28 protein-coding genes and 1 tRNA gene are annotated in these 26,906 nt (G+C 42.3%); 14 read left to right on the forward strand and 15 right to left on the reverse strand.

Annotation, left to right across the window (positions count from 1 at the left end; genetic code table 11):
• Nucleotides 1–180 precede the first annotated feature (180 nt).
• From N480_RS13730 to N480_RS13740, 3 genes are all read right to left on the reverse strand, one after another.
• Entirely contained in the window at nucleotides 181–1,365 is a 1,185-nt protein-coding gene (locus N480_RS13730) for a vWA domain-containing protein (RefSeq protein WP_063373061.1), read from the reverse strand.
• On the reverse strand, nucleotides 1,365–2,198 hold the full coding sequence (locus tag N480_RS13735) for an AAA family ATPase (RefSeq protein WP_063373062.1): 834 nt from the start codon (nucleotides 2,196–2,198) through the stop codon (nucleotides 1,365–1,367). Before N480_RS13735 ends, N480_RS13730 begins: the two co-directional genes overlap by 1 nt.
• A 65-nt stretch (nucleotides 2,199–2,263) precedes the next feature.
• The gene (locus tag N480_RS13740; RefSeq protein ID WP_063373063.1) at nucleotides 2,264–2,485 is read right to left on the reverse strand and encodes a DUF1653 domain-containing protein; all 222 of its coding nucleotides are present in this window, start codon (nucleotides 2,483–2,485) and stop codon (nucleotides 2,264–2,266) included.
• Nucleotides 2,486–2,573: 88 nt separating this feature from the next.
• On the opposite strand from N480_RS13740, the gene N480_RS13745 reads away from it, so the two are divergent.
• The 10 genes from N480_RS13745 (at nucleotide 2,574) to rpoS (ending at nucleotide 9,684) form a co-directional block, all read left to right on the forward strand.
• Nucleotides 2,574–3,056: a DUF2947 family protein gene (locus N480_RS13745; protein WP_063373064.1), complete on the forward strand. Its 483-nt coding sequence runs from the start codon at nucleotides 2,574–2,576 to the stop codon at nucleotides 3,054–3,056.
• An 82-nt stretch (nucleotides 3,057–3,138) separates the two neighbouring features.
• Nucleotides 3,139–3,768 carry a hypothetical protein gene (locus tag N480_RS13750; protein ID WP_063373065.1) on the forward strand — a complete coding sequence of 210 codons (630 nt, stop codon included), beginning with the start codon at nucleotides 3,139–3,141 and terminating at the stop codon, nucleotides 3,766–3,768.
• Nucleotides 3,769–3,821: 53 nt separating this feature from the next.
• Nucleotides 3,822–4,106 carry a cell division protein FtsB gene (gene ftsB / locus N480_RS13755; RefSeq protein ID WP_063373066.1) on the forward strand — a complete coding sequence of 95 codons (285 nt, stop codon included), beginning with the start codon at nucleotides 3,822–3,824 and terminating at the stop codon, nucleotides 4,104–4,106.
• Nucleotides 4,099–4,794, forward strand: coding sequence for a 2-C-methyl-D-erythritol 4-phosphate cytidylyltransferase (gene ispD / locus N480_RS13760; RefSeq protein ID WP_063373067.1), 696 nt, complete (start codon nucleotides 4,099–4,101; stop codon nucleotides 4,792–4,794). Before ftsB ends, ispD begins: the two co-directional genes overlap by 8 nt.
• A 1-nt stretch (nucleotide 4,795) precedes the next feature.
• On the forward strand, nucleotides 4,796–5,272 hold the full coding sequence (ispF, locus tag N480_RS13765; protein ID WP_063373068.1) for a 2-C-methyl-D-erythritol 2,4-cyclodiphosphate synthase: 477 nt from the start codon (nucleotides 4,796–4,798) through the stop codon (nucleotides 5,270–5,272).
• Nucleotides 5,273–5,288: 16 nt separating this feature from the next.
• Complete coding sequence (gene truD / locus N480_RS13770) at nucleotides 5,289–6,326, forward strand: tRNA pseudouridine(13) synthase TruD (protein ID WP_063373187.1); 1,038 nt, start codon at nucleotides 5,289–5,291, stop codon at nucleotides 6,324–6,326.
• The gene (gene surE, locus N480_RS13775) at nucleotides 6,323–7,072 is read left to right on the forward strand and encodes a 5'/3'-nucleotidase SurE (protein WP_063373069.1); all 750 of its coding nucleotides are present in this window, start codon (nucleotides 6,323–6,325) and stop codon (nucleotides 7,070–7,072) included. The genes truD and surE overlap by 4 nt, the downstream gene beginning before the upstream one ends.
• Before the next feature lie 5 nt (nucleotides 7,073–7,077).
• Nucleotides 7,078–7,716: a protein-L-isoaspartate(D-aspartate) O-methyltransferase gene (locus N480_RS13780; protein WP_063373070.1), complete on the forward strand. Its 639-nt coding sequence runs from the start codon at nucleotides 7,078–7,080 to the stop codon at nucleotides 7,714–7,716.
• A gap of 80 nt (nucleotides 7,717–7,796) precedes the next feature.
• On the forward strand, nucleotides 7,797–8,645 hold the full coding sequence (locus N480_RS13785; RefSeq protein WP_155732853.1) for a peptidoglycan DD-metalloendopeptidase family protein: 849 nt from the start codon (nucleotides 7,797–7,799) through the stop codon (nucleotides 8,643–8,645).
• 52 nt (nucleotides 8,646–8,697) lie between these two features.
• Nucleotides 8,698–9,684: an RNA polymerase sigma factor RpoS gene (rpoS, locus tag N480_RS13790; protein WP_063373189.1), complete on the forward strand. Its 987-nt coding sequence runs from the start codon at nucleotides 8,698–8,700 to the stop codon at nucleotides 9,682–9,684.
• 270 nt (nucleotides 9,685–9,954) lie between these two features.
• On the opposite strand, the gene N480_RS13795 is transcribed toward rpoS, so the two are convergent.
• The 3 genes from N480_RS13795 to pepA all read right to left on the reverse strand — a co-directional run bounded on the left by N480_RS13795 (nucleotide 9,955) and on the right by pepA (nucleotide 14,953).
• Nucleotides 9,955–12,801, reverse strand: coding sequence for a valine--tRNA ligase (locus N480_RS13795; RefSeq protein WP_063373071.1), 2,847 nt, complete (start codon nucleotides 12,799–12,801; stop codon nucleotides 9,955–9,957).
• Between the two features lie 23 nt (nucleotides 12,802–12,824).
• Nucleotides 12,825–13,271: a DNA polymerase III subunit chi gene (locus N480_RS13800; RefSeq protein WP_063373072.1), complete on the reverse strand. Its 447-nt coding sequence runs from the start codon at nucleotides 13,269–13,271 to the stop codon at nucleotides 12,825–12,827.
• 170 nt (nucleotides 13,272–13,441) lie between these two features.
• On the reverse strand, nucleotides 13,442–14,953 hold the full coding sequence (gene pepA, locus N480_RS13805) for a leucyl aminopeptidase (protein ID WP_063373073.1): 1,512 nt from the start codon (nucleotides 14,951–14,953) through the stop codon (nucleotides 13,442–13,444).
• A 195-nt stretch (nucleotides 14,954–15,148) separates the two neighbouring features.
• Between pepA and lptF the strand changes: the two genes are divergently transcribed.
• Complete coding sequence (gene lptF / locus N480_RS13810) at nucleotides 15,149–16,261, forward strand: LPS export ABC transporter permease LptF (protein ID WP_063373074.1); 1,113 nt, start codon at nucleotides 15,149–15,151, stop codon at nucleotides 16,259–16,261.
• Nucleotides 16,258–17,325, forward strand: a complete 1,068-nt coding sequence (lptG, locus tag N480_RS13815; protein WP_063373075.1) for an LPS export ABC transporter permease LptG — start codon at nucleotides 16,258–16,260, stop codon at nucleotides 17,323–17,325. The genes lptF and lptG overlap by 4 nt, the downstream gene beginning before the upstream one ends.
• Nucleotides 17,326–17,370: 45 nt before the next feature.
• Here lptG and N480_RS13820 read toward each other — a convergent pair whose 3' ends face one another.
• The gene (locus N480_RS13820; RefSeq protein WP_063373076.1) at nucleotides 17,371–17,871 is read right to left on the reverse strand and encodes an RDD family protein; all 501 of its coding nucleotides are present in this window, start codon (nucleotides 17,869–17,871) and stop codon (nucleotides 17,371–17,373) included.
• Nucleotides 17,872–18,121: 250 nt separating this feature from the next.
• Here N480_RS13820 and N480_RS13825 point away from each other — a divergent pair.
• Nucleotides 18,122–18,206 (forward strand) — tRNA-Leu (locus N480_RS13825).
• Between the two features lie 158 nt (nucleotides 18,207–18,364).
• On the opposite strand, the gene N480_RS13830 is transcribed toward N480_RS13825, so the two are convergent.
• Entirely contained in the window at nucleotides 18,365–18,607 is a 243-nt protein-coding gene (locus N480_RS13830) for a hypothetical protein (RefSeq protein ID WP_063373077.1), read from the reverse strand.
• 214 nt (nucleotides 18,608–18,821) lie between these two features.
• Here N480_RS13830 and N480_RS13835 point away from each other — a divergent pair, with 214 nt between their 5' ends.
• Nucleotides 18,822–20,630: a sensor histidine kinase gene (locus N480_RS13835; RefSeq protein WP_063373078.1), complete on the forward strand. Its 1,809-nt coding sequence runs from the start codon at nucleotides 18,822–18,824 to the stop codon at nucleotides 20,628–20,630.
• Here N480_RS13835 and N480_RS13840 read toward each other — a convergent pair.
• From N480_RS13840 to N480_RS13870, 7 genes are all read right to left on the reverse strand, one after another.
• Entirely contained in the window at nucleotides 20,627–22,456 is a 1,830-nt protein-coding gene (locus N480_RS13840) for a DUF885 domain-containing protein (RefSeq protein ID WP_063373079.1), read from the reverse strand. The two genes, N480_RS13835 and N480_RS13840, sit on opposite strands and share 4 nt — an antisense overlap.
• 164 nt (nucleotides 22,457–22,620) lie before the next feature.
• On the reverse strand, nucleotides 22,621–23,757 hold the full coding sequence (hemW, locus tag N480_RS13845; protein WP_063373080.1) for a radical SAM family heme chaperone HemW: 1,137 nt from the start codon (nucleotides 23,755–23,757) through the stop codon (nucleotides 22,621–22,623).
• Entirely contained in the window at nucleotides 23,754–24,347 is a 594-nt protein-coding gene (locus N480_RS13850; protein ID WP_063373081.1) for an XTP/dITP diphosphatase, read from the reverse strand. The genes hemW and N480_RS13850 overlap by 4 nt, the downstream gene beginning before the upstream one ends.
• A gap of 5 nt (nucleotides 24,348–24,352) precedes the next feature.
• Nucleotides 24,353–24,793 carry a DUF4426 domain-containing protein gene (locus N480_RS13855; protein WP_063373082.1) on the reverse strand — a complete coding sequence of 147 codons (441 nt, stop codon included), beginning with the start codon at nucleotides 24,791–24,793 and terminating at the stop codon, nucleotides 24,353–24,355.
• Nucleotides 24,794–24,812: 19 nt separating this feature from the next.
• Nucleotides 24,813–25,346, reverse strand: a complete 534-nt coding sequence (locus N480_RS13860) for a YggT family protein (protein WP_063373083.1) — start codon at nucleotides 25,344–25,346, stop codon at nucleotides 24,813–24,815.
• A gap of 9 nt (nucleotides 25,347–25,355) precedes the next feature.
• Nucleotides 25,356–26,177: a pyrroline-5-carboxylate reductase gene (gene proC / locus N480_RS13865; protein ID WP_063373084.1), complete on the reverse strand. Its 822-nt coding sequence runs from the start codon at nucleotides 26,175–26,177 to the stop codon at nucleotides 25,356–25,358.
• Nucleotides 26,178–26,193: 16 nt separating this feature from the next.
• The gene (locus N480_RS13870) at nucleotides 26,194–26,904 is read right to left on the reverse strand and encodes a YggS family pyridoxal phosphate-dependent enzyme (RefSeq protein WP_063373085.1); all 711 of its coding nucleotides are present in this window, start codon (nucleotides 26,902–26,904) and stop codon (nucleotides 26,194–26,196) included.
• Nucleotides 26,905–26,906: the final 2 nt, after the last annotated feature.

Here is a 26,906-nt window from a genome sequence, read left to right on the forward strand (position 1 = left end):
CCCTGAAGCTGGGTCCCATCGTGCATCCATGCGCTCACTTCCTCATGCTGCGAAACTTTGTTTCGGTCATTCGTCACCCTTGCGCAAAGGAAACGCACTCACTGCGTTCGCTGACTCTCGTTTAAGGAGCCTTCGACTTGAAAGCCACACAAACTTATTTTTAAAAAGCAGGAAAACCAATCAGGTAAGGGTTTTAACCGCTTGGGAAATACCTTCTAGTGTCAATGGGTACATCCTTCCATTCATCAAGCTGTCAATTTGCGCTATTGATTGGTAATAATGCCAATACTCTTTGGGTTGTGGATTAAGCCAAGCAACCTTTTCGAAGTGATTTGTTAAGCGATGCAGCCACGCGCTGCCAGGCTCTTGATTCCAATGTTCCACGCTGCCGCCTGGGTAGGTGATTTCATAAGGCCCCATGGTTGCATCTCCAACAAATATTAACCGGTAATCTTTGCCAAATTTATTAATGAGCTGATAAGTATCGAGCAGTGAGTCGTTTAGGCGGTCATTGTCCTTCCAGACATGTTCATACACACAATTATGGAAATAGAAAAACTCTAGGTGTTTAAATTCCGAATGAGCGGCGCTGAAGAGTTGCTCGCAAATTTGGATATGATCATCCATGGAACCGCCGATATCAAACAACATAAGCACACTGATAGCATTGTGCCTTTGTGGGGCCATTTTGACATCCAGTAAACCACCTTGCTTTGCGGTTGCCTCAATTGTGTTGTTGAGATCAAGCTCATCACTTTCATGACTACGTGCAAACTTTCTGAGTTGCTTGACCGCCAATTTCATATTCCGGGTGCTAAGATCAGCATCTTTATCGAGATTCTTATATTGTCTTTGATCCCATACTTTCACAGCTTGTCGGTGGCGGCTTTCATGTTGCCCGATCCTAACCCCTTCGGGATTGTAGCCGTAAGCGCCAAAGGGGGAAGTTCCGCCAGTACCAACCCACTTATTCCCTCCAGCGTGCCTTTTTTGTTGCTCTTCAAGGCGGCTCTTTAGGGTTTCCATTAATTTTTCTAGGCCTCCTAGCGCTTTGAGCTTGGCCTTTTCTTCTTCGCTGAGGTGCTTTTCGAACTCTTTTCTCAACCAATCTGATGGTAAAGTTTGCTGCTGAATAGCATGGGCAATGTCGACTTGCTCAACACTCTCAAAGTACTCTGCAAATGCCCTGTCAAACTTATCAAATAAAGTTTCATCTTTAACAAAGATTACTTTGCTAAGTGTATAAAAGTCATCAAGGCTGCCGAAACAGAGGCCTTTTTCTAGTGCAGTAAGGCAATCCAACAGTTCCCTAAGACTTGCTTGAATACCGTGTCGTCTTAGAGTAAACAGAAACTCGATAAGCATTATCTTTTACTCATAAATGCGAGCTTCTCAATGAGAGTAACATCTTGCTCATTTTTCAACAATGCCCCAAACAGTGGCATAAGCCCACCTTGATGAGTTTTATCATGCAGCGTTTTTGCGTCAATCTCTTCTGCAAGCAATAGTTTTAGCCAATCCAACAATTCACTGGTACTGGGTTTCTTTTTGAGACCACGAGCTTCTCTTAAATTAAAGAATACTTCGAGCGCCTGTGTAAGCAGCTGTGATTTTATATTTGGAAAGTGTACGTCTACAATCGCTTTCATCTCTTCTGGTGAGGGAAAATCGATATAGTGGAAGAAGCAACGACGCAAAAATGCGTCCGGTAATTCTTTCTCATTGTTTGAGGTAATAATAACAATGGGCCTAATATCTGCTTTAACTTGTTGTTGTGTTTCGTAAACATGAAACTCCATCTTATCCAGTTCAAGTAGCAAATCATTTGGAAATTCAATATCAGCTTTGTCTATTTCGTCAATGAGTAAAACTGGACGTTTATTTGCAGAAAAAGCCTGCCATAGCTTGCCTTTAATGATGTAGTTGTTTACGTCATGAACACGTTCGTCACCAAGTTGGCTATCTCGTAACCGAGACACGGCATCGTATTCATATAGGCCTTGTTGGGCCTTAGTCGTTGATTTTATGTGCCATTGTATCAGCTCGGTATCTAGGCTTTGAGCAAGCTCTTCTGCCAAGAGTGTTTTGCCTGTGCCCGGCTCACCTTTTATCAGTAATGGCTTTTCGAGGAGAATGGCGGCATTTACCGCCTGTTGCAATGCTGTTGTTGCTATATATTTATCGGTGCCTTTGAACATTTTTTATTGTGGTCTGATGAGGTAATGGTATCAGTTTGCCACATTTTTAATTTTACTATCAAATATCATTCTTCTCGTAAATACTGAAATCTAGGCTGAGTTTTGCCATCAACCATTACTTCCTCGACAAACATGCTCAGAGGCCTTGCCCAATGGTCGTAATTACCATATAAAGTCTGGTAAATAACAAGTGGCTCTTCACTTTCGCTGTGAGTTGCTACAAACATTACTTTATATTCTTTTCCTTTGTAATGACGATATATCCCTTTTTTAAGTTCGCTAGGCATTGTTGAGTCCTCGTGTGACTGGGTATAATTGAAATTATTAAAAACGAGTCTGTAAACTCGTTTATCTGTGAGAGTAAGGTTTCTATACATGAATTATATTGCGCTTAACGATTTCAAGAAAGCATGGGTTTTTCGTCATCAAGATTTGCCTATTGAAGAGTCTGACTTGGACCAGATAAAGCCAATGACGGCCCAGCGTGCTGCGGTTCTTTGGAGTACAATGGTCAGCAGAGAACAAGATCATCCTGACTTTTTTACGCCGCATGATTGGGTCGGCAAAGAAGATAATTGGGAAGAAGTAGTCGACTGGGAACAGGCTTGGGAGCAAGGTGTGGAAACATTGCCACAAGAGATATGTGATTATCTTAAATGGGAAGACAATACCACAGTGTATTTTTGTCTGTCGCGCGAGCATGTTATTGAAACACAGTTTGGGGTTTTTAAACGTTGCTGGCAGAACTTTATGTTTCTTGTCGATGGGAGTTTGTTGTTAGGTAAAAAGCGCGACGCAGCAGTGCAATTTTTAGAGTCAGGCGAGGCCAAACTAGGTCTACGACCAAAAGGAAACTAGTACTTTTAGGCGTTGTAATTTTGTCAGATTGGCTGTATTTAGTAACGATGGCGTGTTATAAGATCCTCATAAAGGAGGAGCTTTGGAAAAATACCAATCTAGCAGGCAGCAAACAACGATCTGGCAAGATGAAGTCTCCAGGCTTATTTTTGCCGAGCTTGTTAATGTATTTTACACCAGAGAAATTACCAACTTGGTGAACGAACCCGATCCTATTCGGTTAAAGCGCTTTTTGAAGAGTCTCCCCTACTATGTTGAACGTGCAGCGACACACATTGTATTAGGTGCTGTACCGCTTGAACTAGACAGCCATAACGGGTGCTGGGTTGCACCGCAAAGAAAAAAGCCTTCGCAAGATCTTGCGGCGATAAACAAGTACTATCAAAAAAGTGCAATGGTTGGCCTTGTAGTGCCTATCATGTTTGAACTCCAACATGAAACAGGCATCTACATAGATATGATCGATCAAGTTAAGCCGAACAAAATTCACTGCAATGAATTTGGCTGGTTTGACTTGTCAGGTTTGCCGCAAGAATCAGAAAAAGCTAGGTTATTAAAACCAAGTAAAGCTTTAATGACCGCAGCCTGTTGTGGTCATCGATGGCATTATCATAAAATAGCAACACCAAGACTACTTGGGCTCAGAGAAATGCTGCTTGCAAGCAGTATCAACTGGCCTAATGTAACGAAAAAGAAAATAGTGTCAGGTTAATATTCGCACTTTGGCGACATGACTACACAGTTCATATACTAGGATATTGAATTATGCGTTTATTCCAACTTGCGCTGTTTTGTCTGTGTGTCTACATCCAATACAAGCTTTGGTTTGGTCACAATGGTTTGCAAGATTATCGGCGAATAACTGAAACCGTCAATTCTCACCAAGAAATGAATGCAGAGTTGCTAAAAAGAAACAAACTATTAAAAGCAGATATTGAAGATCTAAAATTAGGTTTAGAAGGTGTCGAAGAAAGGGCTCGACATGAGCTCGGTATGATAAAGCCTAATGAAACCTTCATTCGAGTATTACCAAAGAAACAACATGAATAAATCAATCTCTATTGCCTCCGTCGTACCAGCGGCTGGAGTCGGTGCAAGAATGGGGTTAAATCACCCTAAGCAATACATAAATATTAACGGCAAAACAGTGTTAGAGCACACGCTAAATAAGCTGGCTAGTGTAAGCAAAATTGAGCACATTTATGTCGCGGTTAGCGAGTCAGACGAATACTTTGGCGGGCTTGATTTAAAACACCTTGCACTATCTCGCGTAAAAGGAGGGAAAGAGCGGGCCGATTCGGTCTTAAATGCATTGAAGGCAATGTCTGATAATCCGCCTAAATGGGTATTAGTGCATGATGCGGCAAGACCTTTGGTTGACGTAGAAGATATAGAAAAGCTGATTGCTCAATGTCTCGCTTCAAATGAAGGAGGCATACTCGCGAGCAAAGTGAAAGACACGATTAAAAGAGGTTCGCTGTATAGTGAAGAAACCGTTCCTCGAGACATGTTGTGGCAAGCGTTAACACCGCAAATGTTTATTTATGAAGAGCTTTTAAGTGCGTTAGATATTGGGTTGAGTGCTGGAGCAACTATTACAGACGAAGCTTCAGCAATGGAACTTCAAGGTAAGCCGGTTAAATTGGTTGAAGGGCGGTCGGACAATATAAAAATTACCACACCAGAAGATCATGCTTTAGCATGTTTTTTAATGAGCCAGCAAAAAAAGAGTAGTTAATATGTTTAGAATTGGTCATGGGTTTGATGTGCATAAGTTTGGTGGTCAAGGGCCACTGGTCATTTGTGGAGAGAAGATAGATTACCATCAGGGTTTTATTGCTCACTCTGATGGTGATGTTGCTGTACATGCATTATGTGATGCCTTGTTAGGTGCGTTGGCGCTTGGTGATATAGGCAAACACTTCCCAGATACAGACAATGAATTTGAAGACATTGACAGTCGAATTTTACTGCACAGAGTCATGAGCCAAGTCAAGGCGATGGGCTATCGCGTTGGCAATGTAGACGTTACCATTGTGGCGCAAGCGCCGAAAATGAGGCCGCATATAGATGCTATGCGTGCAAACTTGGCTGAAGATTGCGATATTGAAATGGACCAAGTAAATGTCAAGGCGACTACGACAGAAAAGTTAGGATTTGAAGGGCGTAAAGAGGGGATCTCTAGTCACGCCGTTGTATTGCTTTTTAAGGTATAAAATCGTGATTGATGCCATCTCTTCGTTAAATTACTTGTATGGAAAGCCACTTTCTGAAGGCGAGTTTAAACACGAGCCTGAAGACTTTATGGTTGAAGAAGTGCTAGATATTGAATTTACTGGCGAGGGTGAACATGTTTGTTTGCAGGTGATTAAACGCGGTGAAAATACTGCGTATGTGGCAAAGAAAATTGCTCAATTGGCAGGTGTGGCTCCACGCGATGTGAGCTACGCAGGCCTCAAAGATCGACATGGCGTTTGTACGCAATGGTTTAGTGTGCCAGTTCCTATTAAAACTGAGCGGGATTTTTCTAAACTAAATTCTGACTCGATTGTCGTACTTAAACAGATTAGACACAACAGAAAGTTAAGAACAGGATGCCACCGAGGAAATCGATTTATCATTACCTTACGTAACGTAACAGAGCCACTAGATGTATTGTCTCGCATTAACGCAGTAAGGCAGGGCGTCCCAAATTACTTTGCTGAGCAACGTTTTGGACACGATGGTCATAATTTAGAGATGGCAGAAAGGTTATTTGGTGGTGAATACATCAGAGATAAAAAGCTACGCGGGATCGTGATTTCAGCTGCACGTTCGCACATATTTAACCAAATAGTCTCTCGGCGCGTAAAAGAACATGGTTTAGCTAAAACATGGCACCGCGAAGTCTTTATGCTCGCTGGAAGCAATGCGTTTTTTGAAGACGACCTAAACGACGATATTGTCGAACGTTTAAATAGAGAGGACATTCTATTGTCGGCGCCACTCGTTGGTAAAGGTGAAAAGGGGCTTACGTCAATCGAGCGTGAATGGCTTCTTGCATATAGCTCTTGGCATCAAGGTTTGGCAGATTTAGGGTTGAAAAATGAGCGTCGTAGCTTAAGAGTTATTCCTAAAGAGTTAAAACTGGAGTCTATGCCGGAACGGGCTATCAAACTTACCTTTGAATTACCTAAGGGTTGTTACGCAACATCAGTCCTCAGAGAGCTCATCATGCATAAAGACGTAAGTTTAAGAGAAAAACAACCACCAGGAGATTCGAAAGAGTGAAAATCTTATTGAGCAATGATGATGGTGTAAATGCCAAAGGTATTGACGTTTTGTATAAAGCTTTGAGTGAGCTTGCCAACGTAACGGTTGTTGCACCAGACAGAAATTGTAGCGGTGCCAGCAACTCTTTGACGTTATTAAACCCACTACGTACGACTAAATTGGATAATGGCTTTATATCAGTTAACGGTACGCCCACCGATTGTGTACACTTGGGGGTGAACCAACTTCTGGATAGCGCGCCGGATTTAGTCGTGGCTGGCATAAATAATGGGGCAAACCTAGGAGATGATACATTATACTCAGGCACTGTTGCCGCCGCCGCAGAAGGCCGTCATTTAGGCTTGCCTGCCATTGCGGTGTCTTTGTGCTCCAAAAAGGAAGCGCATTATGAGACTGCAGCAGCCATCACAGTGAGAATTATCAAAGCACTGGGCAGTCATCCATTACCTAAAGATCAAATAATCAATGTTAATGTGCCAGACATACCGTTAAGTGAACTCAAAGGGATTAAGGTAACAAGGCTAGGTGCACGGCATAAAGCTGATACCATGACAAAACAGCGCGACCCTTGGAATCGAGATATATACTGGTATGGCTCACTGGGCTCGGAGAGTGATGCAGGTGAAGGTACTGACTTTTACGCTGTGAACCAAGGATATGCGTCTATAACGCCGCTTACAGTTGATATGACAGCACACGATAGCATTGATAGTCTAGCCACTTGGCTTTCATCTCAGGAGTAGCGCAATTGCTCAGTAATTATCAACGTAGCGCTGACAAACTCGCAGCAAACTTAAAAGCCGCTGGCATACAAGATTCAGCTGTGTTGCAAAGCATATCAGAAATACCGAGACATCTGTTTGTAGATGATATTTTGCAGCATAAATCCTATGAGAATACTGCGCTACCTATTGGGCAGGGACAGACAATATCACAGCCATACATTGTGGCCAGAATGACAGAAGTGCTGCGACAATTTGGTATTTCACGAAATGTACTTGAGGTAGGAACTGGTTCAGGCTACCAGACGGCGGTGTTAGCGAAATTGTTTGACAGTGTGTTTAGTATTGAGCGAATAAAAACATTACAGTGGCAGGCCAAGCGGCGTTTGCATCAGTTGGATTTATACAATGTTTCAATGAAACATGGTGATGGTTGGTTAGGTTGGCAATCGAAAGCCCCATTTGACGGCATAATTGTCACGGCGGCGGCATCAGTTGTCCCTGAGCAGCTATTAGCTCAGTTAGCTGATGGTGGCGCCATGGTGATCCCTTTAGGTGTTGAAGAACAAATTTTAACGCTTTTTACTAAGTGCGAGGGTAAAATCACTCAACAAGCGCTTGCCCCTGTGCGGTTTGTTCCTTTGGTAGCTGGCCCGATTTCCTAAAATAAATGAAGAAAAATATTTTTAAGACTGATAAATTTTGCGTTTCTTAGTTTATTGTAAAGTCGGTTGAAGACTCAAATATGGATTTTGGTGGTGTAAGGGTGAGACAAAAAAACTTAATTATAACTGGCATTTGTTGCCTTTTTTTGAGTGCTTGTACCTCTGTTCATACTCCTGCACCAGTTGTCAATCTGAGTAAAGGTAAGACAACTTCGTCAAAAAAAATTCATATTAAAAATAATCGTTATAAGGTAAGAAAAGGTGACACTTTATTTGCCATTGCATTCAGTGCAAGTAAGGATGTACGCACAGTAGCTAAAATCAATAATATTAAGCCTCCCTATACGATTTATCCCGGTCAGACTATATTATTAACCTATCCTAAAAAAGCCAATAAAACGGTTAAAGTTTCACCGTTAAAAATCAAAAATAATACAAATAATAAACCTTTAAATAACAAGGTATCGAAAAAAGAGCTTGATCCACCCCCACAACGAGAGTATGTTCAAAAGCAAGCCAGTAAAAAAACCAATGACACCAGTACTTTGTTGAATAAAAAGGTACGTTGGAATTGGCCCGCAGTAGGTAAAGTTACAAGACGCTTTTCTATAAAAGAAAATGGCTACAAGGGAATACAGATTTCTAACAAAACAGGGACATCGATAAAGGCTGCGGCAAACGGCATTGTTGTTTATGCAGGGAGTGCATTAAGAGGCTATGGCAATTTAATCATTTTGAAGCATACCGATGATTATCTAAGCGCATATGCCCACAATTCCAAATTGCTAGTAAGAGAGCAGCAGCAGGTTAAAGTGGGGCAGAAGATTGCCGAAATGGGGAATTCGGATTCAAGCTCGGTTGCTTTGCGTTTTGAAGTAAGATATCGAGGTAAGTCAGTAAACCCTATGAGGTATCTGCCCAGAAAATAGCGTATCGACGTATTGATGGAACACTATCACTTATTCGCTTGGGAGGATGCTTATGGCTCAAACAGCAAAACAGAAAAGTAAAGTGAACCCGGAATTAGACGATAAATTTAGCGGGGTTGACTCCGAAGATAGTCCTAGTGGAGAGCTTCTTGAAGATATCGACAATGAAGAAGAGCTTTTTGCGAAAGACGATTCAGTTAAAAATTTAGACGCAACCCAATTGTATCTTGGCGAGATTGGTTTCTCTCCGTTACTTAGTGCTGAAGAAGAAGTTTATTTTGCGCGTAAAGCCCTGCAAGGGTGTGAAGCGTCTCGCAAGAGGATGATTGAAAGTAACTTGCGTTTGGTTGTTAAAATTGCACGCCGTTACAATAATCGGGGACTTGCACTGCTCGACCTTATTGAAGAAGGTAATTTAGGGTTAATTAGAGCAGTTGAAAAATTTGACCCTGAACGTGGTTTTCGATTCTCGACTTATGCCACTTGGTGGATCAGACAGACCATCGAACGGGCGATAATGAACCAGACTCGAACCATACGTCTGCCTATTCACGTCGTGAAAGAGCTAAATGTTTATCTCAGAACAGCGAGAGAGCTTACCCAAAAGCTAGATCACGAACCCACAGCTGAAGAAATTGCTGAATGTCTAGACAAGCCTGTCGAAGACGTAAGTAAAATGCTTCGCCTAAACGAAAAAATCACCTCAGTGGATACCCCCATTGGCGGTGACAATGATAAAGCTCTTCTTGATATCATCGCTGATGAACGAGGATATGAACCTGAGAGTGAAGTACAAAATAAAGATATTAATCGCCACATAGTAGATTGGTTAGGTGAACTTAATCCTAAGCAACGAGAAGTACTAGCACGCAGATTTGGGTTACTGGGTTACGAGCCTTCGACATTGGAAGATGTAGGTCGAGAAATAGGCTTAACGCGTGAGCGAGTAAGACAAATTCAAGTTGAAGCACTGCGTCGTCTCAAAGATATTTTACAGCATGAGGGCCTTAGTACCGACAGCTTATTCGAGCAATTGTAACGCTCAAACTTCAAATCCACGCGCCTGAGCATCGGTCGCACTTTTTCCCTAGATGTAATATTAGGTTTATCTAGGGGAAAAGTTGGTTTCGAACCTCATTATAGCAGCCCTGAATTAATAAATTGAACTAAGTAGTGGTATTGCGTCACCCTTTATGAATTGAATAATACTGCTTGTTTTAGCTGGCTACTGTGCCGTTGAGGTTGTCAGTTTTTTGCAGACATAAAAAAGCCACTGTACTAAACAGTGGCTTTTTTGTTTTAAATCAGATTAAAGAGATTCGATTTTAGCTTTTTGCTCAAGTAGCTTGGCTTTTGCATCGCTAAATTCAGCGAGTTTATCTCTCTCTTTTTCTAATACAGCAGCTGGTGCATTATTAACAAACTTTTCGTTTGCCAACTTCTTCTCAACTTGTAAAAGACCCTTTTCAGCTTTTTCTAGCTGTTTGGCAATACGTGCCAGCTCTGCATCTACGTCGATTAAACCAGCCATTGGGATCATAATTTCTAAATCACCAATAAATGCTGTAGCTGACGCAGGGGCGTCTTCTTTGTTTGCTAGAACAGTAAACTCTTCTAATTTAGCCAGTGAGCTTAAGAAAGCCTTGTTGTCATTTAATCGGCGCTGGTCTTGTTCATTTACGTTAGCGAGCAACACACTCAGAGGTTTATTTGGACTGATGTCCATTTCACCTCGAATGTTACGAATAGCCAAAATGAACTGCTTAACCCACTCAAGATCAGCCATCGCTTGTTCATCGACAATCGAAGCATCAAACTGAGGGAATGCCTGCAACATAATTGTAGTTGCTTCAATGCCTGCAAGCGGTGCTACACGCTTCCAAATGGTTTCTGTGATATATGGCATTAATGGGTGTATCAGGCGCAGCAGGCCTTCTAACACAGTGATCAGAGTATGACGTGTGCCACGTTGTTGTACTTCATCACCTTTAAATAAAACCGGCTTAGTTAACTCTAAATACCAATCACAGAACTGATTCCAAGTGAATTCGTAAATGGTATTCGCTGCTAGGTCAAAGCGGTAGTTGTCCAAGTGCTCAGTAAAGGTATTTACTGTGTTTTGGAACTGGCCCAAGATCCAGCGGTCTGCCAGTGAGTATTGTTTTGGCGCTTCATTGAATCCACAATCTTGGTCTTCTGTGTTCATTAGCACATAACGACTAGCGTTCCAAAGCTTATTACAGAAGTTACGGTAACCTTCAAGCCTGTTCATATCCCAATTGATATCACGACCTGTTGATGCCATTGCAGCGAGTGTAAAACGTAATGCATCCGTTCCGTGAGCTTCTATACCATCAGCAAATGTTTTACGGGTATTTTTCTCAATTTTCTTCGCCAATTGAGGTTGCATCATATTACCAGTGCGCTTAGTCACAAGGCTTTCAAGGTCAATGCCGTCGATCATATCTAGTGGATCTAACACATTACCTTTCGACTTAGACATCTTATCGCCGTTCTCATCACGGATAAGACCCGTTACATAAACTGTTTTAAACGGTACTTGTGATGTGCCATCGTCGTTTTTAACGAAATGCATGGTCATCATGATCATGCGAGCAACCCAGAAGAATATAATGTCAAAGCCAGTTACCAGGACATCTGACGGGTGGAATACTTTTAAGTCTTCTGTGTTTTCTGGCCAACCTTGTGTTGAAAAGGTCCACAGCGCTGATGAGAACCAAGTATCCAATACATCATCGTCTTGTGTTAGTACAACGTCGTCAGATAGGTTATTGTCTTTGCGCACTTCAGCTTCGTCACGACCGACATATACGTTGCCTTCGGCATCATACCAAGCTGGGATACGGTGTCCCCACCACAATTGACGAGAGATACACCAGTCCTGAATATCACGCATCCAAGAGAAGTACATGTTTTCATACTGTTTAGGTACAAATTGAATATCACCGTCTTCAACTGCCTTAATTGCAGGCTCAGCAAGAGGTGCTACTCGCACGTACCACTGGTCTGTTAGTAGTGGCTCGATGACTACGCCTGAACGGTCACCGTAAGGCACTGTTAGGCTATGGTCGTCAATTTTCTCTAAAAGGCCTGCTTGTTCAAATTCTTCAATGATCAGTTTACGTGCATCAAAGCGGTCTAAACCATGGAAGCGCTCTGGGATTGGCGCATCAAGAGACAGCTCTTTACCATCAAAAGTATAGCTTTCACCTTGTGCTAGAACTGCAGCGTCTTTATTAAATACGTTTATCATAGGCAGCTGGTGGCGCTTACCTACTTCGTTATCGTTAAAGTCATGAGCTGGTGTGATCTTTACACAGCCTGTGCCTTTTTCCATGTCTGCGTGTTCATCCGCAACAATTGGAATACGGCGGTTAACGATAGGTAGTAAAATTTCTTTGCCAATTAGATCTTGATAGCGTTCATCATCTGGGTTGACCGCAACACCTGTATCACCGAGCATCGTCTCTGGACGCGTTGTCGCAACAATGATGTAGTCTTTACCATCTTTGGTTTTTACGCCATCAGCAAGTGGGTAGCGCAAGTTCCACATGTGGCCTTGCTTGTCTTTGTTTTCTACTTCAAGATCTGAGATTGCCGTATGAAGCTTAGGGTCCCAGTTTACTAAGCGCTTACCACGATAAATTAAATCTTCTTTATAAAGACGAACAAAGACTTCTTTCACTGCTTCAGACAGGCCTTCGTCCATTGTAAAGCGTTCGCGATCCCAATCTACAGATGCACCTAATCGACGCAATTGCTTCGTGATAGTGCCGCCAGACTCGTTTTTCCACTGCCAAATTCGATCGATGAACTCATCACGTCCTAAGTCGTGTCTTGTTTTCCCTTCCTCAGCAGCAAGTTTGCGCTCTACAACCATCTGCGTTGCTATACCTGCGTGGTCAGTACCGACCTGCCATAAAGTATTTTTACCTTTCATACGCTGGTAGCGTGTTAGCGTATCCATGATGGTATCTTGGAACGCGTGGCCCATGTGCAGGCTACCTGTGACGTTTGGTGGCGGGATCATGATTGAGTATGCATCGCCTTGTCCAGAAGGCTTAAAGTAGCCATTCTCTTCCCAGTCTTGGTATAGTGACTGTTCAATATCTTGTGGATTATAGGTTTTATCCATTACACAGAACCTTTAAAAATACTTTAATTATCAATTTCTTTTGTTGAAATATTTGCGCCTATAGCGCGAAGTTGTTTGAACCTTTCTCGTGCAGCCTGCTTGGCGTGTGACTCCACAGGAACAAAGTCGTAAACCTGCTCAAATCGTCGGACAAAATCCGGGATATGCGTGGCGAGGTTGATTAGTGTCGTGCGCCTTCCAACGGGAGGCATTTGCCCAATTTCCACTGGTGCGCCACCTTTTGGGCCTTCACCTTGCAAATTATGCGGTACGAAACTTTCAGCATCGAACTGCCACAAATATTCGTCAACGGCATGGGCATCTTCAACGTTATTTACATAAATAAACACGCGTTGCCCAGCACGGTACAGTTTAGCAGCACTGCGTGCTGCAAGATCAAAATGAGCCGGGATTTGTTGATTGGGCTCATGGTCATGCTTTAACACAAAAAAGCGTGCATTGATTGACATGGCATGTGACTTATATTCAGTCCTGAATTATTAGCTTTGCATGATTTGCATCGCTTGAATTCAGCGTTCAAAATAAAGCCGCATTCTGACACAGAATACGGCTATCATCAATCTAGAGTCGTGCTTGAGTCAAGTTAATTAGTACTTAAGCTCAATAATACGCTCTTTTGTTAATCTTGCATGCCTTCGGTGATATTTGCGCGGTTAAGCAAATATTGCATTAACATTGGCACAGGTCTGCCAGTAGCGCCTTTATTGGCGCCGCTACGCCAAGCAGTTCCTGCCACATCAATATGTGCCCAGTTGTACTTTTTAGTAAACTTAGATAAGAAACATGCAGCTGTTATGGTGCCTGCGGCTTTACCCCCCAAGTTGGTGAAATCAGCAAATGGACTCTTCAATTGTTCTTGATAGTCATCCCATAATGGCAATTGCCATGCCCTGTCACCACTTTGCTCAGACGCTTTTAACAAGTCATGAGCAAGCGGGTTGTGATTAGATAATAATCCTGAGGCGTGGTGACCAAGGGCAACAATACATGCTCCGGTCAGTGTTGCAACGTCTACGACTGTGTCAGGCTCAAAAGCTTCTACATAGGTCAAGGCGTCACACAGTACTAATCTGCCTTCAGCATCAGTGTTTAACACTTCTACTGTTTGGCCCGACATGGTAGTTAAAATATCACCAGGGCGATATGCACGGCTACTTGGCATATTTTCACAGCCAGCAAGTACACCTATCACATTTAGCGGTAGTTGCATTTGTACAACCGCTCGCATTAACCCGAGTACGCCTGCTGCTCCACCCATATCGTATTTCATTTCATCCATGCCTTCGCCTGGCTTTAATGAAATACCACCGGAGTCAAAAGTTAAACCTTTCCCGACAAACACAATAGGGGCTTGCTTTTCAGACGCACCATTGTAGTGAATAACCGACATAACTGACTCATTTTCACTGCCTCGGCCAACGGCCAAATATGAGTGCATGCCTAGTTCTTCCATTTCCTTTTCGCCGACTAAGTTGACGGTGACATTGTCAAACTCTTTAGTGAGCGCTTCGGCTTGTTCGCCTAAGTAACGAGGGTTACAAATATTTGGCGGCATATTCGCGACGTCTTTACACAACTTTGCGCCAGCAGCGATAGCTAAACCATGCTCAATAGCACTTTCGCCAATGGTTAACTCTCTACGAGTCGGGACATTGAAGACAATTTTACGCAGTGGACGTCTCGCTTCACTTTTTTTGCTCTTCAACTGGTTGAATGTGTACAAGCAGTCTTGAGTTGTTTCAACAGCTTGACGCACCTTCCAATAAGTATCTCGACCTTTTACATGTTGCTCTGTGAGAAAACAAACAGCTTCCATTGAACCTGTCTCGTTGAGCGTATTAATCGTCTTTGAAATGATTTGCTTGTACTGTTTGTCGTCAAGCTCGCGCTCTTTGCCGCAGCCGACGAGTAAAACGCGCTCACTAAGTACGTTGGGAACGTGGTGAAGTAATAAAACTTGTCCCGGTTTGCCTTCTAGATCACCACGGCGTAATAAATTGGAAATATAGCCTTCGCTGATTTTATCCAGCTGCTCACCAACCGGCGATAAACGACGTGGTTCATACACCCCAACAACAATACACGCACTGCGTTGCTTTTCTGGACTACCACTTTTAACGCTGAATTCCATTGCGACTCCTGAGTCTAAGTTATGCCATTTTCAACTTTAAATGCCAAATTACATCAAGTTAACTAAGTTACTTTAGTGCACCCGCACTAGTAGGATATTTGATTTTGATGGCATATAATAAAGTGACTAAAATAACCAGTTTACTCAAAATTTCCTACTATTCCAGTGAAATGAGACGTTTTATAGGGGCGAACATTGCTAATTTTTCGATATTTAACTGCTGAAGTTTTAAAATCGCAGGTCGCCGTTTTCCTTACTTTGATGACTATTTTTCTGTCGCAAAAATTTGTCAAAATCCTAGCTGAGGCTTCTGGCGGCGGAATTCCGGGAAAACTTGTGCTGTCCTTTTTGGCACTTAACTTGCCCAAACTTGCAGTATACATCCTGCCTTTGAGTGTGTTTCTTGGCATTATTTTGGCTTACAGCCGTATTTATGCGGATAGCGAAATGACCGTTTTGAAAGCCTGCGGTGTCAGTGAATGGTATGTTGTTAGGGTGACGCTTGCATCCAGTTTTGGAGTTGCACTGTTTGCGGCTTTTATTAGCTTGTATGCAGCGCCTTGGGCTGGTGAAAAACAAAATCAATTACGAGAGCAAGCAAATGCAGAATCTGGTCTAACTCAATTGCGTGCGGGTCGCTTTCAGCAAACGGGGAACGAAAAAGCAGTTGTGTTTATTCACAATACGAGTGACCAAGGGACTGTGCTTAATAAAGTGTTTGTTGCGCAGTTACCTGAAAAAGAATCAAATCATGCTGCGCGCATTGTTTATGCGCAACAGGGTGAGGTGGTAGATGGTGATTCAGGTGAGCAACAACTGATCCTCAAAGATGGTAAGCGATATGAAACAGATGGGTTTAGCCAAGCGCTAAACAAGACTGAGTTTGGGAGCTATCAAGTTCAGATTCAAGAACAGGAAATAGAACGTAGGCGTCGAGAGCTGGAGGACTTACCTTCTAGACGTTTGCTGGAGCTTAATACGCCAGAAGCTGCTGCACAGCTGCAATTGCGAATAGCGACCCCAATTTCAATAATTCTACTAACGTTGTTGGCTGTTCCACTTAGTGTCGTTAATCCTAGGCAGGGAAAATTTGCGAAACTCGTACCAGCAATAGGGATTTATCTAGGGTACTTTATCCTCTTAAATGCTGGTAAATACCTTGTGGCGGAAAGTAAAATTCCACCTTCACTCGGTCTTTGGTGGATCCACTTAAGTGTGCTCTTTATTGGCACTTACTTGATAGTTAAAGGCCGTCCATTTGGCGTGTGGGTCAGATCGATACTGAAAAGAAGGGAGACTGTGGCATGATGAAGACGCTGGATTGGTACTTAGGCCGCAGCATATTACAGACAACGAGCTTTGCGCTTTTGGTATTTGTTGGTATTAACACGCTGATTAAATTTATCGAGCAGCTGCGCTCTGTTGGTCGTGGTACCTATGAAGTCACAGACGCATTGTTGTTTACGTTATACAGCGTGCCAAGCGATATCGTGGTGTTTTTCCCGATGGCGGCTTTGATTGGTGGTCTAACAGGGTTAGGTGCGTTAGCATCCAGTAGCGAGCTGGTGGTTATGCAGGCAGCAGGCATGTCTCGATTGCAAATCATTGGCTCTGTCATGAAAACAGCCATCGTGCTGGCTATTTGTATGATGGTGCTTGGTGAGTGGGGGGCGCCTGAAGCAGAAAGAACTGCTAAGCAGTTGCGTAACCAAGCCATATATGGCGGTGATGTGTACGATGCGCAAAAAGGCGTCTGGGCCAAAGATGGTAATAACTTCATCAATATAGCGAATGTCGAAAAGTCTGGTGAATTGACGGATGTGAATATTTATCAATTCGATGACGATTTGAATTTGCAGCATATCACCCGAGCTCAATCAGCAACGCCTTCAGAACAAGGGTGGCAGTTAAAAGCTGTTGAAGAGGTTCAGATCACCGAACAACAAGTTAAAACGCTTTATGCGCAAACTCGTTTGTATGAATCCCAGCTGACGATTGACAGATTAGGTGTTGCCTCTTACGAACCTGAATCACTGTCTTTTAGTGGGCTCATGTCTTACTTAAATTACCTTGAGCAGAATGAGCAAGACACCAGTAATTATGAGTTAGCACTGTGGCGAAAAGTTATGCAGCCAGTGACAATTGCAGTCATGCTACTGGTCGCATTGTCATTCATATTTGGGCCTTTGCGCTCTGTGAGTATGGGCGCGCGGATCATCATGGGTGTGGTAACGGGGTTGATATTCCATCTAAGTAATGAAGTATTTGGGCCCATAGTAATGGTTTATCAGATCCCGCCATTTGTTGGGGCTGTGATGCCGAGTATCATATTTACACTGCTGGCGATGTACTTTTTACAGCGAAGGCAGTAGGCATAAAAAAGGCGCATCGAGCGCCTTTTTTATGTATGAGCCTATTTAGTCGTCTAGGCTATCGTACACTTTTTTATTCTCTTCTTTGCTGAGTAAGACGACCTCAGACTTGCATATCAAGTCTTGCAGGGCGCGTTTGTGTTTTCTATCTAAGATAACCATTAGGTTTCCAAGTCCTAATATTGCGGTTAAGCTTCTGGCAACAGCTTGTGGCCAAGTCAGCAACTTGCCATCATTGCGTTGTACTTTGAGGCGCCAAGCTCTCATACCAATTGTTTGTCCGCTTTTAGTCCAAAAATATGCAAAGAAAGCGACAGAGACTGCCACAAGCAGCACTGAGCGCAAATAGTAAAGCGCAGGTGTGGCCTGAATAAGCGCAGTGACATCTTCATGTCCTTCAAGGGCAAACCAACCGATAGAGATCATCCCCTGCACTAGGGCCAAATAAACGATGGTGGTAAGCATTGCAAAAGCGATAACTACAAGCGCATCGTATATTAGCGATGCCAACCTGCGAATAAATCCTGCTCTAGGAAACGGTGTCATGTCAGAACTCAATAAAAACTAGATGAAGAATATTTTACACAAAATCATCGGGTTTCTTTATTAAAGCATATATATTTTATGATTTTGGTCAAATACCCAACACTTAAACACTTTTATCAAAAAAACTGCTTGCTAGGCTGTCACATATTTGTATAATGCAGGGCATAGAGACGAGGGCAAATAAAAAAAGCCTAAGCTCAAAGTGGTTTTTCTTTATCTTCTCAAAGTTAGAAGATTAAAGAAAAATGATGCCAGTGTGATGGAATTGGTAGACATGACGGATTCAAAATCCGTTGCCTTCGGGCGTGGCGGTTCAAGTCCGCCCACTGGTACCACTTTTTATAGCCCCAGAAATTTTTCTGGGGCTTTTTTATTTCTGCAGATTTTGATTAATCTTGAGATTCTCCCATTAAGCCGCGCATAACGTGCAGGTTATCATCTGAAAAAGCATATTAAACACGCTGTAAAGTCTTTTTCTAGCAAGTTATATGTATCAATGCTGTAACTTTACTTCTTGTTTTTGAATGCTAATCAAATAATCTTTCTCTTTGGGAGTAAGGTTTAAGCCTTCTAATGTTTCAATATCTATTTTTACAGGCTCATTGTATTTCATCATATAAATAATGGAGTCGGCCAATCTCACTTTGTGACGTGTGGAGATAAATATAAAAGTTGTATAAATGACTGAGAGTACTATTAATAGCAATAACACAATTATAGTTACTAAAATTTCCATCGCTTTCCCCATTTAAATTTCACTATATGATGATGGCAAGTGCGACTATAAAATTGTTCATAAAAAAGGCATAGTGCATAACTTTCACTCGGTATATCGCTCAGTTTGAGTTTGTAAGCACTAATCTCATGATCTCTCCTCCCAATTGTTCAGGCCAGATTGGCAATTCTCGACTAAACTTATTTTGGGGCAAAAGACAAGCTGGACTATTTTTGTGCAATTAAAACAATCACTTTTATTTTTTAAAACAGCCGCGGTTGGTTCTGCTTTGGTTATTATGATTGTCAGTTGGGTATTGTATGTGCAACTGCAACAAACACGAGAGCTTAATGACCGGCTGTTCATGCTGCAAACGCAAATACAACGTTTACTTGATCAGGAGGAACGCTTTCTTATCGAGAGACAAAGAGAGAGCTTAAAATCTATAGAAGATCTGAGATTCGCCTATAAAGACAGTTACAGCCAATTATTAAATATGTTGGTTTCTCACGATCGTGACCTTGATCTGTTATTTAAATTAGATGAAGAGGTCAAGCGCTTCACTTTAAAGTATGAGCAATTAGCGTCTATGCAGGCTCTGCTAGGTTACGACAAAAGTGAGGGGGTATATGGCAATTTTCGTCGACAGGCACACGCGTTGCAAGATATAGCTAAGTCAACGAATCACCCTCAGTTAGAAATATTAATTCTGGAGCTTAGGCGCAGAGAAAAAGATTTTTTACTTAGACTAGACCCGAGCTATTTGTTGATGCATCAAGAGTTATTGGTTAACACTAAAGCACTTATTCGCGAGCAATTCCCTGATAAGTCGGCTCAGTTGCTTTCTACGCTAAAGCAATACGATCAAGGCTTTAATACGTATATAAACGTACTAAAGCGTCAAGGTTTAGATCACAGTCAAGGTGTGCGAGCTGAATTACACGATTTAAAATTGTCTATTCGCGGTCATTTTGAAGTAGTGTCCAAGCAGCTATTTAATCAATCTCTAGATAAAAAGCAGCAGCTTATTTTAGCTTGCTTATCGGTCATTGTGTTTATTAGTTGCTGTAGTCTTTTTCTTTTGTATATGCTTAACAGCCGAATCTCTGAGCATATTATCGCGATTAGCCGCGTGTTAAAAAAAGTGGCAAAACATGAAGACTTTTCGCTTAGAGTCGATATACAAGGTGAGGACGAAATAGCACAGATTGCCCATTATTTGGATGATTTGCTGGCGTTTATTGAAACATTATTAGATCGACTAACGGCTGCACAGCAACGTCTAATAGAAGAAGCAAAAATGGCCAGCTTAGGGAATATGGTGAGTGGTTTTGCGCATGAACTTAATACGCCTCTAGGCGTTGCTATTACCAGCCAGTCGCTTCTGAAAGAGCAAGTTGAGACTTTAAAAAAAGACCTCGAGTCTGGTCAATTACAAAAACACACCTTAACCCACCTGATTAACGAAGCTGAAACTGCACTTTATTTACTAGAAAATAACTTGCATAGAACGGCTTCTTTAATCAATGATTTTAAGAAAGTGTCTGTTCAGCAAGAATATGACGATGTACAAGAGTTTAATTTAAAAGCGTTGGTGGAAGGGGTGTTTGACTGCTATCAACATGAATTGCAGGCACCTGGCTATCACGTAGATTTGGAAATTCCCGAAAGTTTAATTCTCAATAGTTACCCCAATGTATTTGTACAAATACTTACTTACAGTCTCAACAATAGCATTCAGCACGGTAAAAATAAGGACAGAACACTTAATATTGTTGTTTCAGCACTGGTAGTAAATGAATATATCCATGTATATATCAAAGATGATGGCAATGGTATTGATAAGGAGTTGTTGCCCGTCATATTCGAACCATTTATTACGACTCAAAGAAACCAAGGTGGGATAGGGCTGGGCTTAAGTATTATTTATAACCTAGTTACGCAAAAGCTAAAAGGGGAAGTTAAAATACAAAGCCCCGCACATGGCGGGGCTTGTTTGCATATTATTTTAGCTAATACGCCATTTGAGCTAAAAGAGCATTAACTCTTTTTACTCGCTACCCATTCATCAACGAATTGCTCAAGCACATTCAGTGGTACTGGACCATTTTTAAGTACAACATCGTGGAATTGGCGAATATCGAACTTGTCACCAAGTTCTTTTTTCGCGTCTTCACGAAGCTCAATGATCTTGTTCATACCAATCTTATATGCCGTCGCTTGGCTAGGCATAACGATATGGCGTTCAACCATTTTTACTGCGTCTGATTTCGCGTTTGGCGTGTTGTTGACGTAGTAATCAATCCCTTCTTGACGGGTCCACTTCATAGCGTGGATACCAGTATCAACAACTAGGCGACAAGCACGCCACAACTCCATGGCTAAACGACCAAAGTCTGAGTATGGATCTTCATATAGGCCCATTTCTTTAGGTACAAGTTCTGAGTATAAGCCCCAACCTTCAACGTAGGCTGTATAACGACCAAACTTACGGAATTTAGGCATGTTCTCTAGCTCTTGCGCAATGGCAATTTGCATGTGGTGACCAGGGATCCCTTCGTGATAAGCAAGCGCTTCCATTTGGTAGGTTGGCATAGCTTCCATATCGTACAAGTTAGCGTAGTAAATACCTGGGCGTGAGCCATCAGGAGAAGGCTGTTGATAGAATGCTTTACCAGCCGCTTTTTCACGGAATGCTTCAACACGTTTAACTATCATGTCCGCTTTTGGCTTAACAATGAATAACTCATCTAAACGAGATTTCATGTTATCGATCATTGCCGTTGCGTCTGCCAAGTACTTGGCTTTGCCTTCTTCTGTGTTTGGTAAATAGAATTGCTTGTCATCACGCATAAACTGCATGAAGGCTTTTAAATCACCTTTGAAGCCGACTTTCTCTTTGATTTCGCGCATTTCATCATGAATTCTCGCAACTTCTTTTAAGCCAATTTTATGAATTTGCTCAGCTGTTAAATCCGTTGTCGTTGTGCGTTTAAGCGCATTGTTAAAGAATTTATCGCCATCTTTAAACTTCCATACACCATCGCGAGTATCAGCACGCTTCTCTAGTTTATGCAAGTAGCTGATTAGTTTGCTGTAAGATGGCTTTACGGCACTCGTTAGCGCTTCGTTTGCTTCTGAAATTAGTGCGTCTTTTTCGCTTTGAGCAATTTCGAGTTTAGTTACTTTGCGCTTGAAGTCCGCTAGGATAGCTGAATCATCACCACTGCTAAATGGCGCACCTTTGATGATATTTTTGCTTGACTCGATTACGTGAGGGAAAACAAATTTCGGAGCAATGATTCCCATGTCTGCACGAGTTTCTAACCCTTCGATCAGCTGGTCAAATACCTTAGGCACACCATTTAAGCGCGAGATATATGCTTTAGCATCTTTTACATCGCTAATTTGGTGTTGGTTGATTAAGAATGCTGGCACCATAGAGTGAGTACCATACATTTGATTGACCGGGTATGAGTAGTGACGCCATTTAAAGTCAGCGATTTCGTTTTCTAAACTTTGCTTGAATAAGTCGTAGCTCACTTGAGTATTTGCATCTAACTTGCTGCGATCGATAGCATTAACTGCCATCAAATCTTTTTTAGTTAGTGCTAGGTCCTCTAGCTCTCTCTCTTCAGACTCGTCATCCCACTTATCATAGTCAGTCTTAATACCGAGGTAAGTTTGGTAGATTGGACTGCGCATTACGCTTCTGTTGAAAGACTCATCAAACAGTGTATTAGCTTTTTCGACTTCACTCTGAACAACTTGTTGGACTGCAGTTACAGGTTTTGGTTGCTCTGCCGTTTGTTGACAGCCCGCAAGCAATACCGTCGATATTGCTGCAGCGACAATGGTAAGTTTACGCATGTTTTACCCTTTTTATTTTCTGTATTAAGAGGTTATCTTGTTATTTACATTGAGACCCATCAGCTCATTGTAGGTCATTATATGAGTTGCGACGAATTTCAATTGGATTGTGAGACCAATTACAAATATAGATTAATGTAAAAATCGCTCTAATGTACCTTAAACTAGACAAACAATTCTAGCAGGTCATTTAAATATCTATGGCCTTTATTTGTTACAAACCATGAATCTTTACGCTCTTCCAACAAGCCAGAGCTAATGGCCTGTGTAAGCTGGTTTTCTATGTCGCTCAAAGCAAGGCCTGTATAATCTATAAAGTCCTGTTTAGAAGTTGCTTCTACCAACCGAAAAGTATTCATAAAAAATTCGAAAGGCCTGTCTGCGGCTTCAACGTGCCAGCTATCGTAAAGGTAGGGCTTGGTTAAATCCATATACCCCCTAGGATGCTTTACTTTGACAGTACGACGTATTTGATTTTGCTCAGGCAAGGTGATTTTTCCATGTGCGCCACACCCAATGCCGAGGTAATCACCAAACCGCCAGTAGTTGAGGTTGTGTTTGCACTGTAAGCCTGCTTTAGCGTAGCCAGATATTTCATACTGAATGTAACCGTGTTGCTTCAAGAGCGCTTGTCCAGCTTCTTGGATAGCCCATAGAGTTTCATCTTCAGGAAGCTTGGGAGGCTTTGACGCAAACTGTGTATTTGGTTCTATGGTTAATTGGTACCAAGACAGGTGAGGGGGAGCCAACTCAATAACACGTGTTAAGTCGCTCATCGCGTCTTCTAGCGATTGATTTGGCAAACCATGCATGAGATCCATATTGAAGCTATTGAGGCCGGCATCATGCGCTTCAGAAGCTGCATTGATCGCTTCTTGTTCACCATGAATACGGCCCAATGCTTTCAGTTTGTCACTTTGTAAGCTTTGCACACCAATGGATATTCGGTTAATACCCGCTTTAACGTAGTGCTTGAAGCGGTCGCTTTCAACCGTACCTGGATTTGCTTCGAGCGTGATCTCGATGCCATCTTCGAAGCCAATGAGTGCTTCAATCTGTTGAAGAAGATAAACATATGCGTCTCCTGACAACAAACTTGGCGTGCCGCCGCCGACAAATATGCTGTGTAACTTTCGTCCTTGAACCAAATGCAAGTCAGCTTTGAGGTCATCGAGTAGGTGCTGAATATATTCCTGCTCAGGAATTGTGCCCTTTTGGCTATGACTGTTGAAATCGCAGTAAGGGCATTTTTGCACGCACCACGGTACGTGCACATATAAACTTAACGGAGGGAGGTTCACAGTTTGCTCTTAAAGTGGGACAAAAGTTGTTGCAAAGCTTGCCCTCTATGGCTTATCGCATTTTTTTCCTGTTTAGTGAGCTCTGCGGCCATACGGTTTAGAGATTTGACCCAAAAGACAGGATCATAACCAAAACCTTGGTCACCGTGTTGTTCAGTCGCTATTTCACCTTCCCAACTTGCTTGGCAGATAATCGGAGTAGGATCGTTTTCATGCTGCATATAAACCAAGACACACCAGAACCTTGCGCTGCGATTTGGGGTGGAGCCTAAATCACTGAGTAGTTTATCGATATTATCCTGATCGCTTGCACCTGAACCAGCGTACCGAGCGGAATATACCCCTGGGGCACCTTGCAGCGCATCTACCTCTAACCCCGAATCATCAGCTATAGCGGGTAACCCTGTTTCTTTAGCTGCATGGCGCGCTTTTATGATGGCATTTTCGACAAAGGTTGTTCCAGTTTCAGCTACGTTAGATACACTGAATTGACTCTGTGGTAAAACTTCAATATTGAGCGATTCTAGCATTGCGCCGAGCTCTTTGACCTTGCCTTGGTTACCTGTGGCAAGCACGATTTTGTTTGTCATATTACTTAATCTACATAAAACTTTTGTTGAAACTGTAAAACGTGTTGTTCAGTGCCTTGTTGAATTTTCACATCAAAGCGGTAAACGTCTTCATTGTAGTAATTGAGTTGAGCGAGGTAGTAAATCGCATCACCTTCAACAACCTGCTTGAACTCTAAATTTTGCCCGTTGCCCAATAAGTTTTTTGCAACACCAGCTATTTGCACTTGCTGTGCCGTTTTAACGCCGTCTTTAGCCAATACGGATATATTGATCAGAGCTTTGTTATCTGCTCGGACAACGCCATAAGCTTTGGCAACATTAGGCTGAATAAATGTGGAAGGAAACGCGATGTAATGCACTTCCCAATTACCGAGTACTTTAAATTGACCGCCAGACTCAGTATTAGCAGCGTTAGCTGCCATACTGGTCATTAAAGCCAGCAGCATAGCGAATAAGATTCTCATGACTAATACCTCTTTGAGATCAGTGTAGGAAGTCCATAACAAGTCGCTGTAAGAACATCATGCCAATCAGTACCACCATTATAGACAAATCTAGTCCGCCAAGTGGTGGAATTACTTTACGGATTGGTCTTAAAAGTGGCTCAGTGAGTTGCTCGAATACGGCTGCAACAGGGTTGTAGCCCTGTACGACCCAACTTAGTAATGCACGGATAACCAAAATCCAAAATACTAAACTAAACGCTTCTTTTAGTACGGTTAGTAAGCCGCTAATAGCGACACCCGCAGCATCCCAATAGCCACCAAACATCATCATTAGCACTGACACTTTGGCACAGGCGACGATAAACGCGAGAATCAGAGAGGCAATATCAAAGCCCCCGAGCCCAGGTACAACCTTTCGCAGTGGGTTTACAGCGAAGGAGGTTGCCTTAACAATTGCTTGGCTCAATGGGTTGTAAAAGTCGACACGTGCCCATTGCATCCAAAAACGCAACAATACAACCATCAAAAATAAATTGAACAAAGTTTCAATTAAAAAATGCATAGCACTCATGGTAATTCCTTAGATTTGTTTTTCCATTTCGTGTGCGCGAGCGATACAAGCGTCCATCGCTTCGGCAACTGTTTGTGGCAAATGACCGTCTTTCATAAACTCGATTGCAGCATGTGTGGTACCACCTTTTGAAGTGACATTGGCACGTAGCTGTTCAAGGCTAGTTTGCTCTTGAGATACTGCCATTTGTGCTGCACCTAGCGCGGTTTGCTGAACTAAACGTCTTGCTGTTTGCTCGTCAAACCCAAGCTGCTTAGCTTTTTCTTCGATAGACTGCATGAAAAGAAAGAAGTAGGCAGGCGACGATCCCGTTACGGCAATAATATCATTTATCTGTTCTTCTTTATTCAACCAGGTCGTAATGCCCGTTGCGCTAAATATTTTGTCAATGAATGCTTGTTGTTCCGAATCAATATCTTGGCTATATAAACCCGAGACACCCAACCCAACCAGTGAAGGTGTGTTAGGCATACATCTCACTACCTTAGTATCGCTGTTTAGCATTTCTTTTAAGCGGTTTATTGTGATACCAGCCGCCACAGATACAATCACTTTGTCTTTGAGGTCTAGATTGTGCTTTTCAAACGTAGCACATAGCTCGGCCATCATTTGTGGTTTGACAGATAATACAACGACATCAGCAGCATTAATTGCACTGATATTGTCGCTGGTGGTGTTTACCCCAAAGTCAGCACTTACTTTTGCCAGTTTCTCTGGATTGCGGTTAGTCGCGATAATGTCCTGTGCTGCAAATCCGCTTTTCAACATGCCACCGATAATGGCATAGCTCATGTTACCGGTACCGATAAATGCAATTGTTTTGTTAGACATGTGTTATGTGTGCCCTTTATTGTCTTTTACCAAAAATATCCGTGCCAATGCGAACCATTGTGGCTCCTGCGGCAACTGCCGGCTCTAGATCTCCACTCATTCCCATGGAAAGTGTATCTATTTGAGGATATTGGGCCTTTAGTTTATCAAAGCAATCTTTCATTTGCTGAAAATATTGCTTTTGTAACTCGGAATCGTCGGTTTTTGCTGTGATAGTCATGAGTCCGCGCAAGGTAAGTTGCTTTGATTCACTGATAAATTGCGCAAGCGCATCAAGCTCTGAAGGCCTGCAGCCAGATTTATTCTCATCATCGCTGATATTAACTTGGATTAAAATATTAAGCGGTTTTAAGTTTGTCGGCCGTTGTTCATTGAGTCGCCTCGCGATTTTTAAACGGTCGACACTTTGTACCCAGCTAAAATGCTCTGCAATGTGGCGTGATTTGTTCGACTGAATCGGGCCAATAAAATGCCATTCGATATCTCGAAGCTGTTTAAAATGCGAGACTTTATCAACCGCTTCTTGAACATAAGACTCACCAAATAAGCGCTGCCCAGCATCATAGGCTTGTTGAATCAACTCTATCGGTTTGGTTTTTGATACGGCAAGAAGTTGAACAGGATCAGAAATTTGACCATTTTGTTCAGCTTTTGCGATGCGATCGTAGGCGTTATTTAGCCGTTCTGCTATTGTAACCATATTATTATTTGCTCGTTGTGGAGTCATAG

Source organism: Pseudoalteromonas luteoviolacea S2607 (genome assembly GCF_001625575.1).
Lineage (GTDB): Bacteria > Pseudomonadota > Gammaproteobacteria > Enterobacterales > Alteromonadaceae > Pseudoalteromonas > Pseudoalteromonas luteoviolacea_E.

Coding starts and splice junctions, on each gene's coding strand:
- N480_RS13730 (WP_063373061.1), bottom strand. CDS start 1,365: ATGCTTATCGAGTTTCTGTTTACTCTAAGACGACACGGTATTCAAGCA.
- N480_RS13735 (WP_063373062.1), bottom strand. CDS start 2,198: ATGTTCAAAGGCACCGATAAATATATAGCAACAACAGCATTGCAACAG.
- N480_RS13740 (WP_063373063.1), bottom strand. CDS start 2,485: ATGCCTAGCGAACTTAAAAAAGGGATATATCGTCATTACAAAGGAAAA.
- N480_RS13745 (WP_063373064.1), top strand. CDS start 2,574: ATGAATTATATTGCGCTTAACGATTTCAAGAAAGCATGGGTTTTTCGT.
- ftsB (WP_063373066.1), top strand. CDS start 3,822: ATGCGTTTATTCCAACTTGCGCTGTTTTGTCTGTGTGTCTACATCCAA.
- ispD (WP_063373067.1), top strand. CDS start 4,099: ATGAATAAATCAATCTCTATTGCCTCCGTCGTACCAGCGGCTGGAGTC.
- ispF (WP_063373068.1), top strand. CDS start 4,796: ATGTTTAGAATTGGTCATGGGTTTGATGTGCATAAGTTTGGTGGTCAA.
- N480_RS13785 (WP_155732853.1), top strand. CDS start 7,797: ATGGATTTTGGTGGTGTAAGGGTGAGACAAAAAAACTTAATTATAACT.
- rpoS (WP_063373189.1), top strand. CDS start 8,698: ATGGCTCAAACAGCAAAACAGAAAAGTAAAGTGAACCCGGAATTAGAC.
- N480_RS13795 (WP_063373071.1), bottom strand. CDS start 12,801: ATGGATAAAACCTATAATCCACAAGATATTGAACAGTCACTATACCAA.
- N480_RS13800 (WP_063373072.1), bottom strand. CDS start 13,271: ATGTCAATCAATGCACGCTTTTTTGTGTTAAAGCATGACCATGAGCCC.
- pepA (WP_063373073.1), bottom strand. CDS start 14,953: ATGGAATTCAGCGTTAAAAGTGGTAGTCCAGAAAAGCAACGCAGTGCG.
- lptG (WP_063373075.1), top strand. CDS start 16,258: ATGATGAAGACGCTGGATTGGTACTTAGGCCGCAGCATATTACAGACA.
- N480_RS13820 (WP_063373076.1), bottom strand. CDS start 17,871: ATGACACCGTTTCCTAGAGCAGGATTTATTCGCAGGTTGGCATCGCTA.
- N480_RS13830 (WP_063373077.1), bottom strand. CDS start 18,607: ATGGAAATTTTAGTAACTATAATTGTGTTATTGCTATTAATAGTACTC.
- N480_RS13840 (WP_063373079.1), bottom strand. CDS start 22,456: ATGCGTAAACTTACCATTGTCGCTGCAGCAATATCGACGGTATTGCTT.
- N480_RS13850 (WP_063373081.1), bottom strand. CDS start 24,347: ATGACAAACAAAATCGTGCTTGCCACAGGTAACCAAGGCAAGGTCAAA.
- N480_RS13855 (WP_063373082.1), bottom strand. CDS start 24,793: ATGAGAATCTTATTCGCTATGCTGCTGGCTTTAATGACCAGTATGGCA.
- N480_RS13860 (WP_063373083.1), bottom strand. CDS start 25,346: ATGAGTGCTATGCATTTTTTAATTGAAACTTTGTTCAATTTATTTTTG.
- proC (WP_063373084.1), bottom strand. CDS start 26,177: ATGTCTAACAAAACAATTGCATTTATCGGTACCGGTAACATGAGCTAT.
- N480_RS13870 (WP_063373085.1), bottom strand. CDS start 26,904: ATGACTCCACAACGAGCAAATAATAATATGGTTACAATAGCAGAACGG.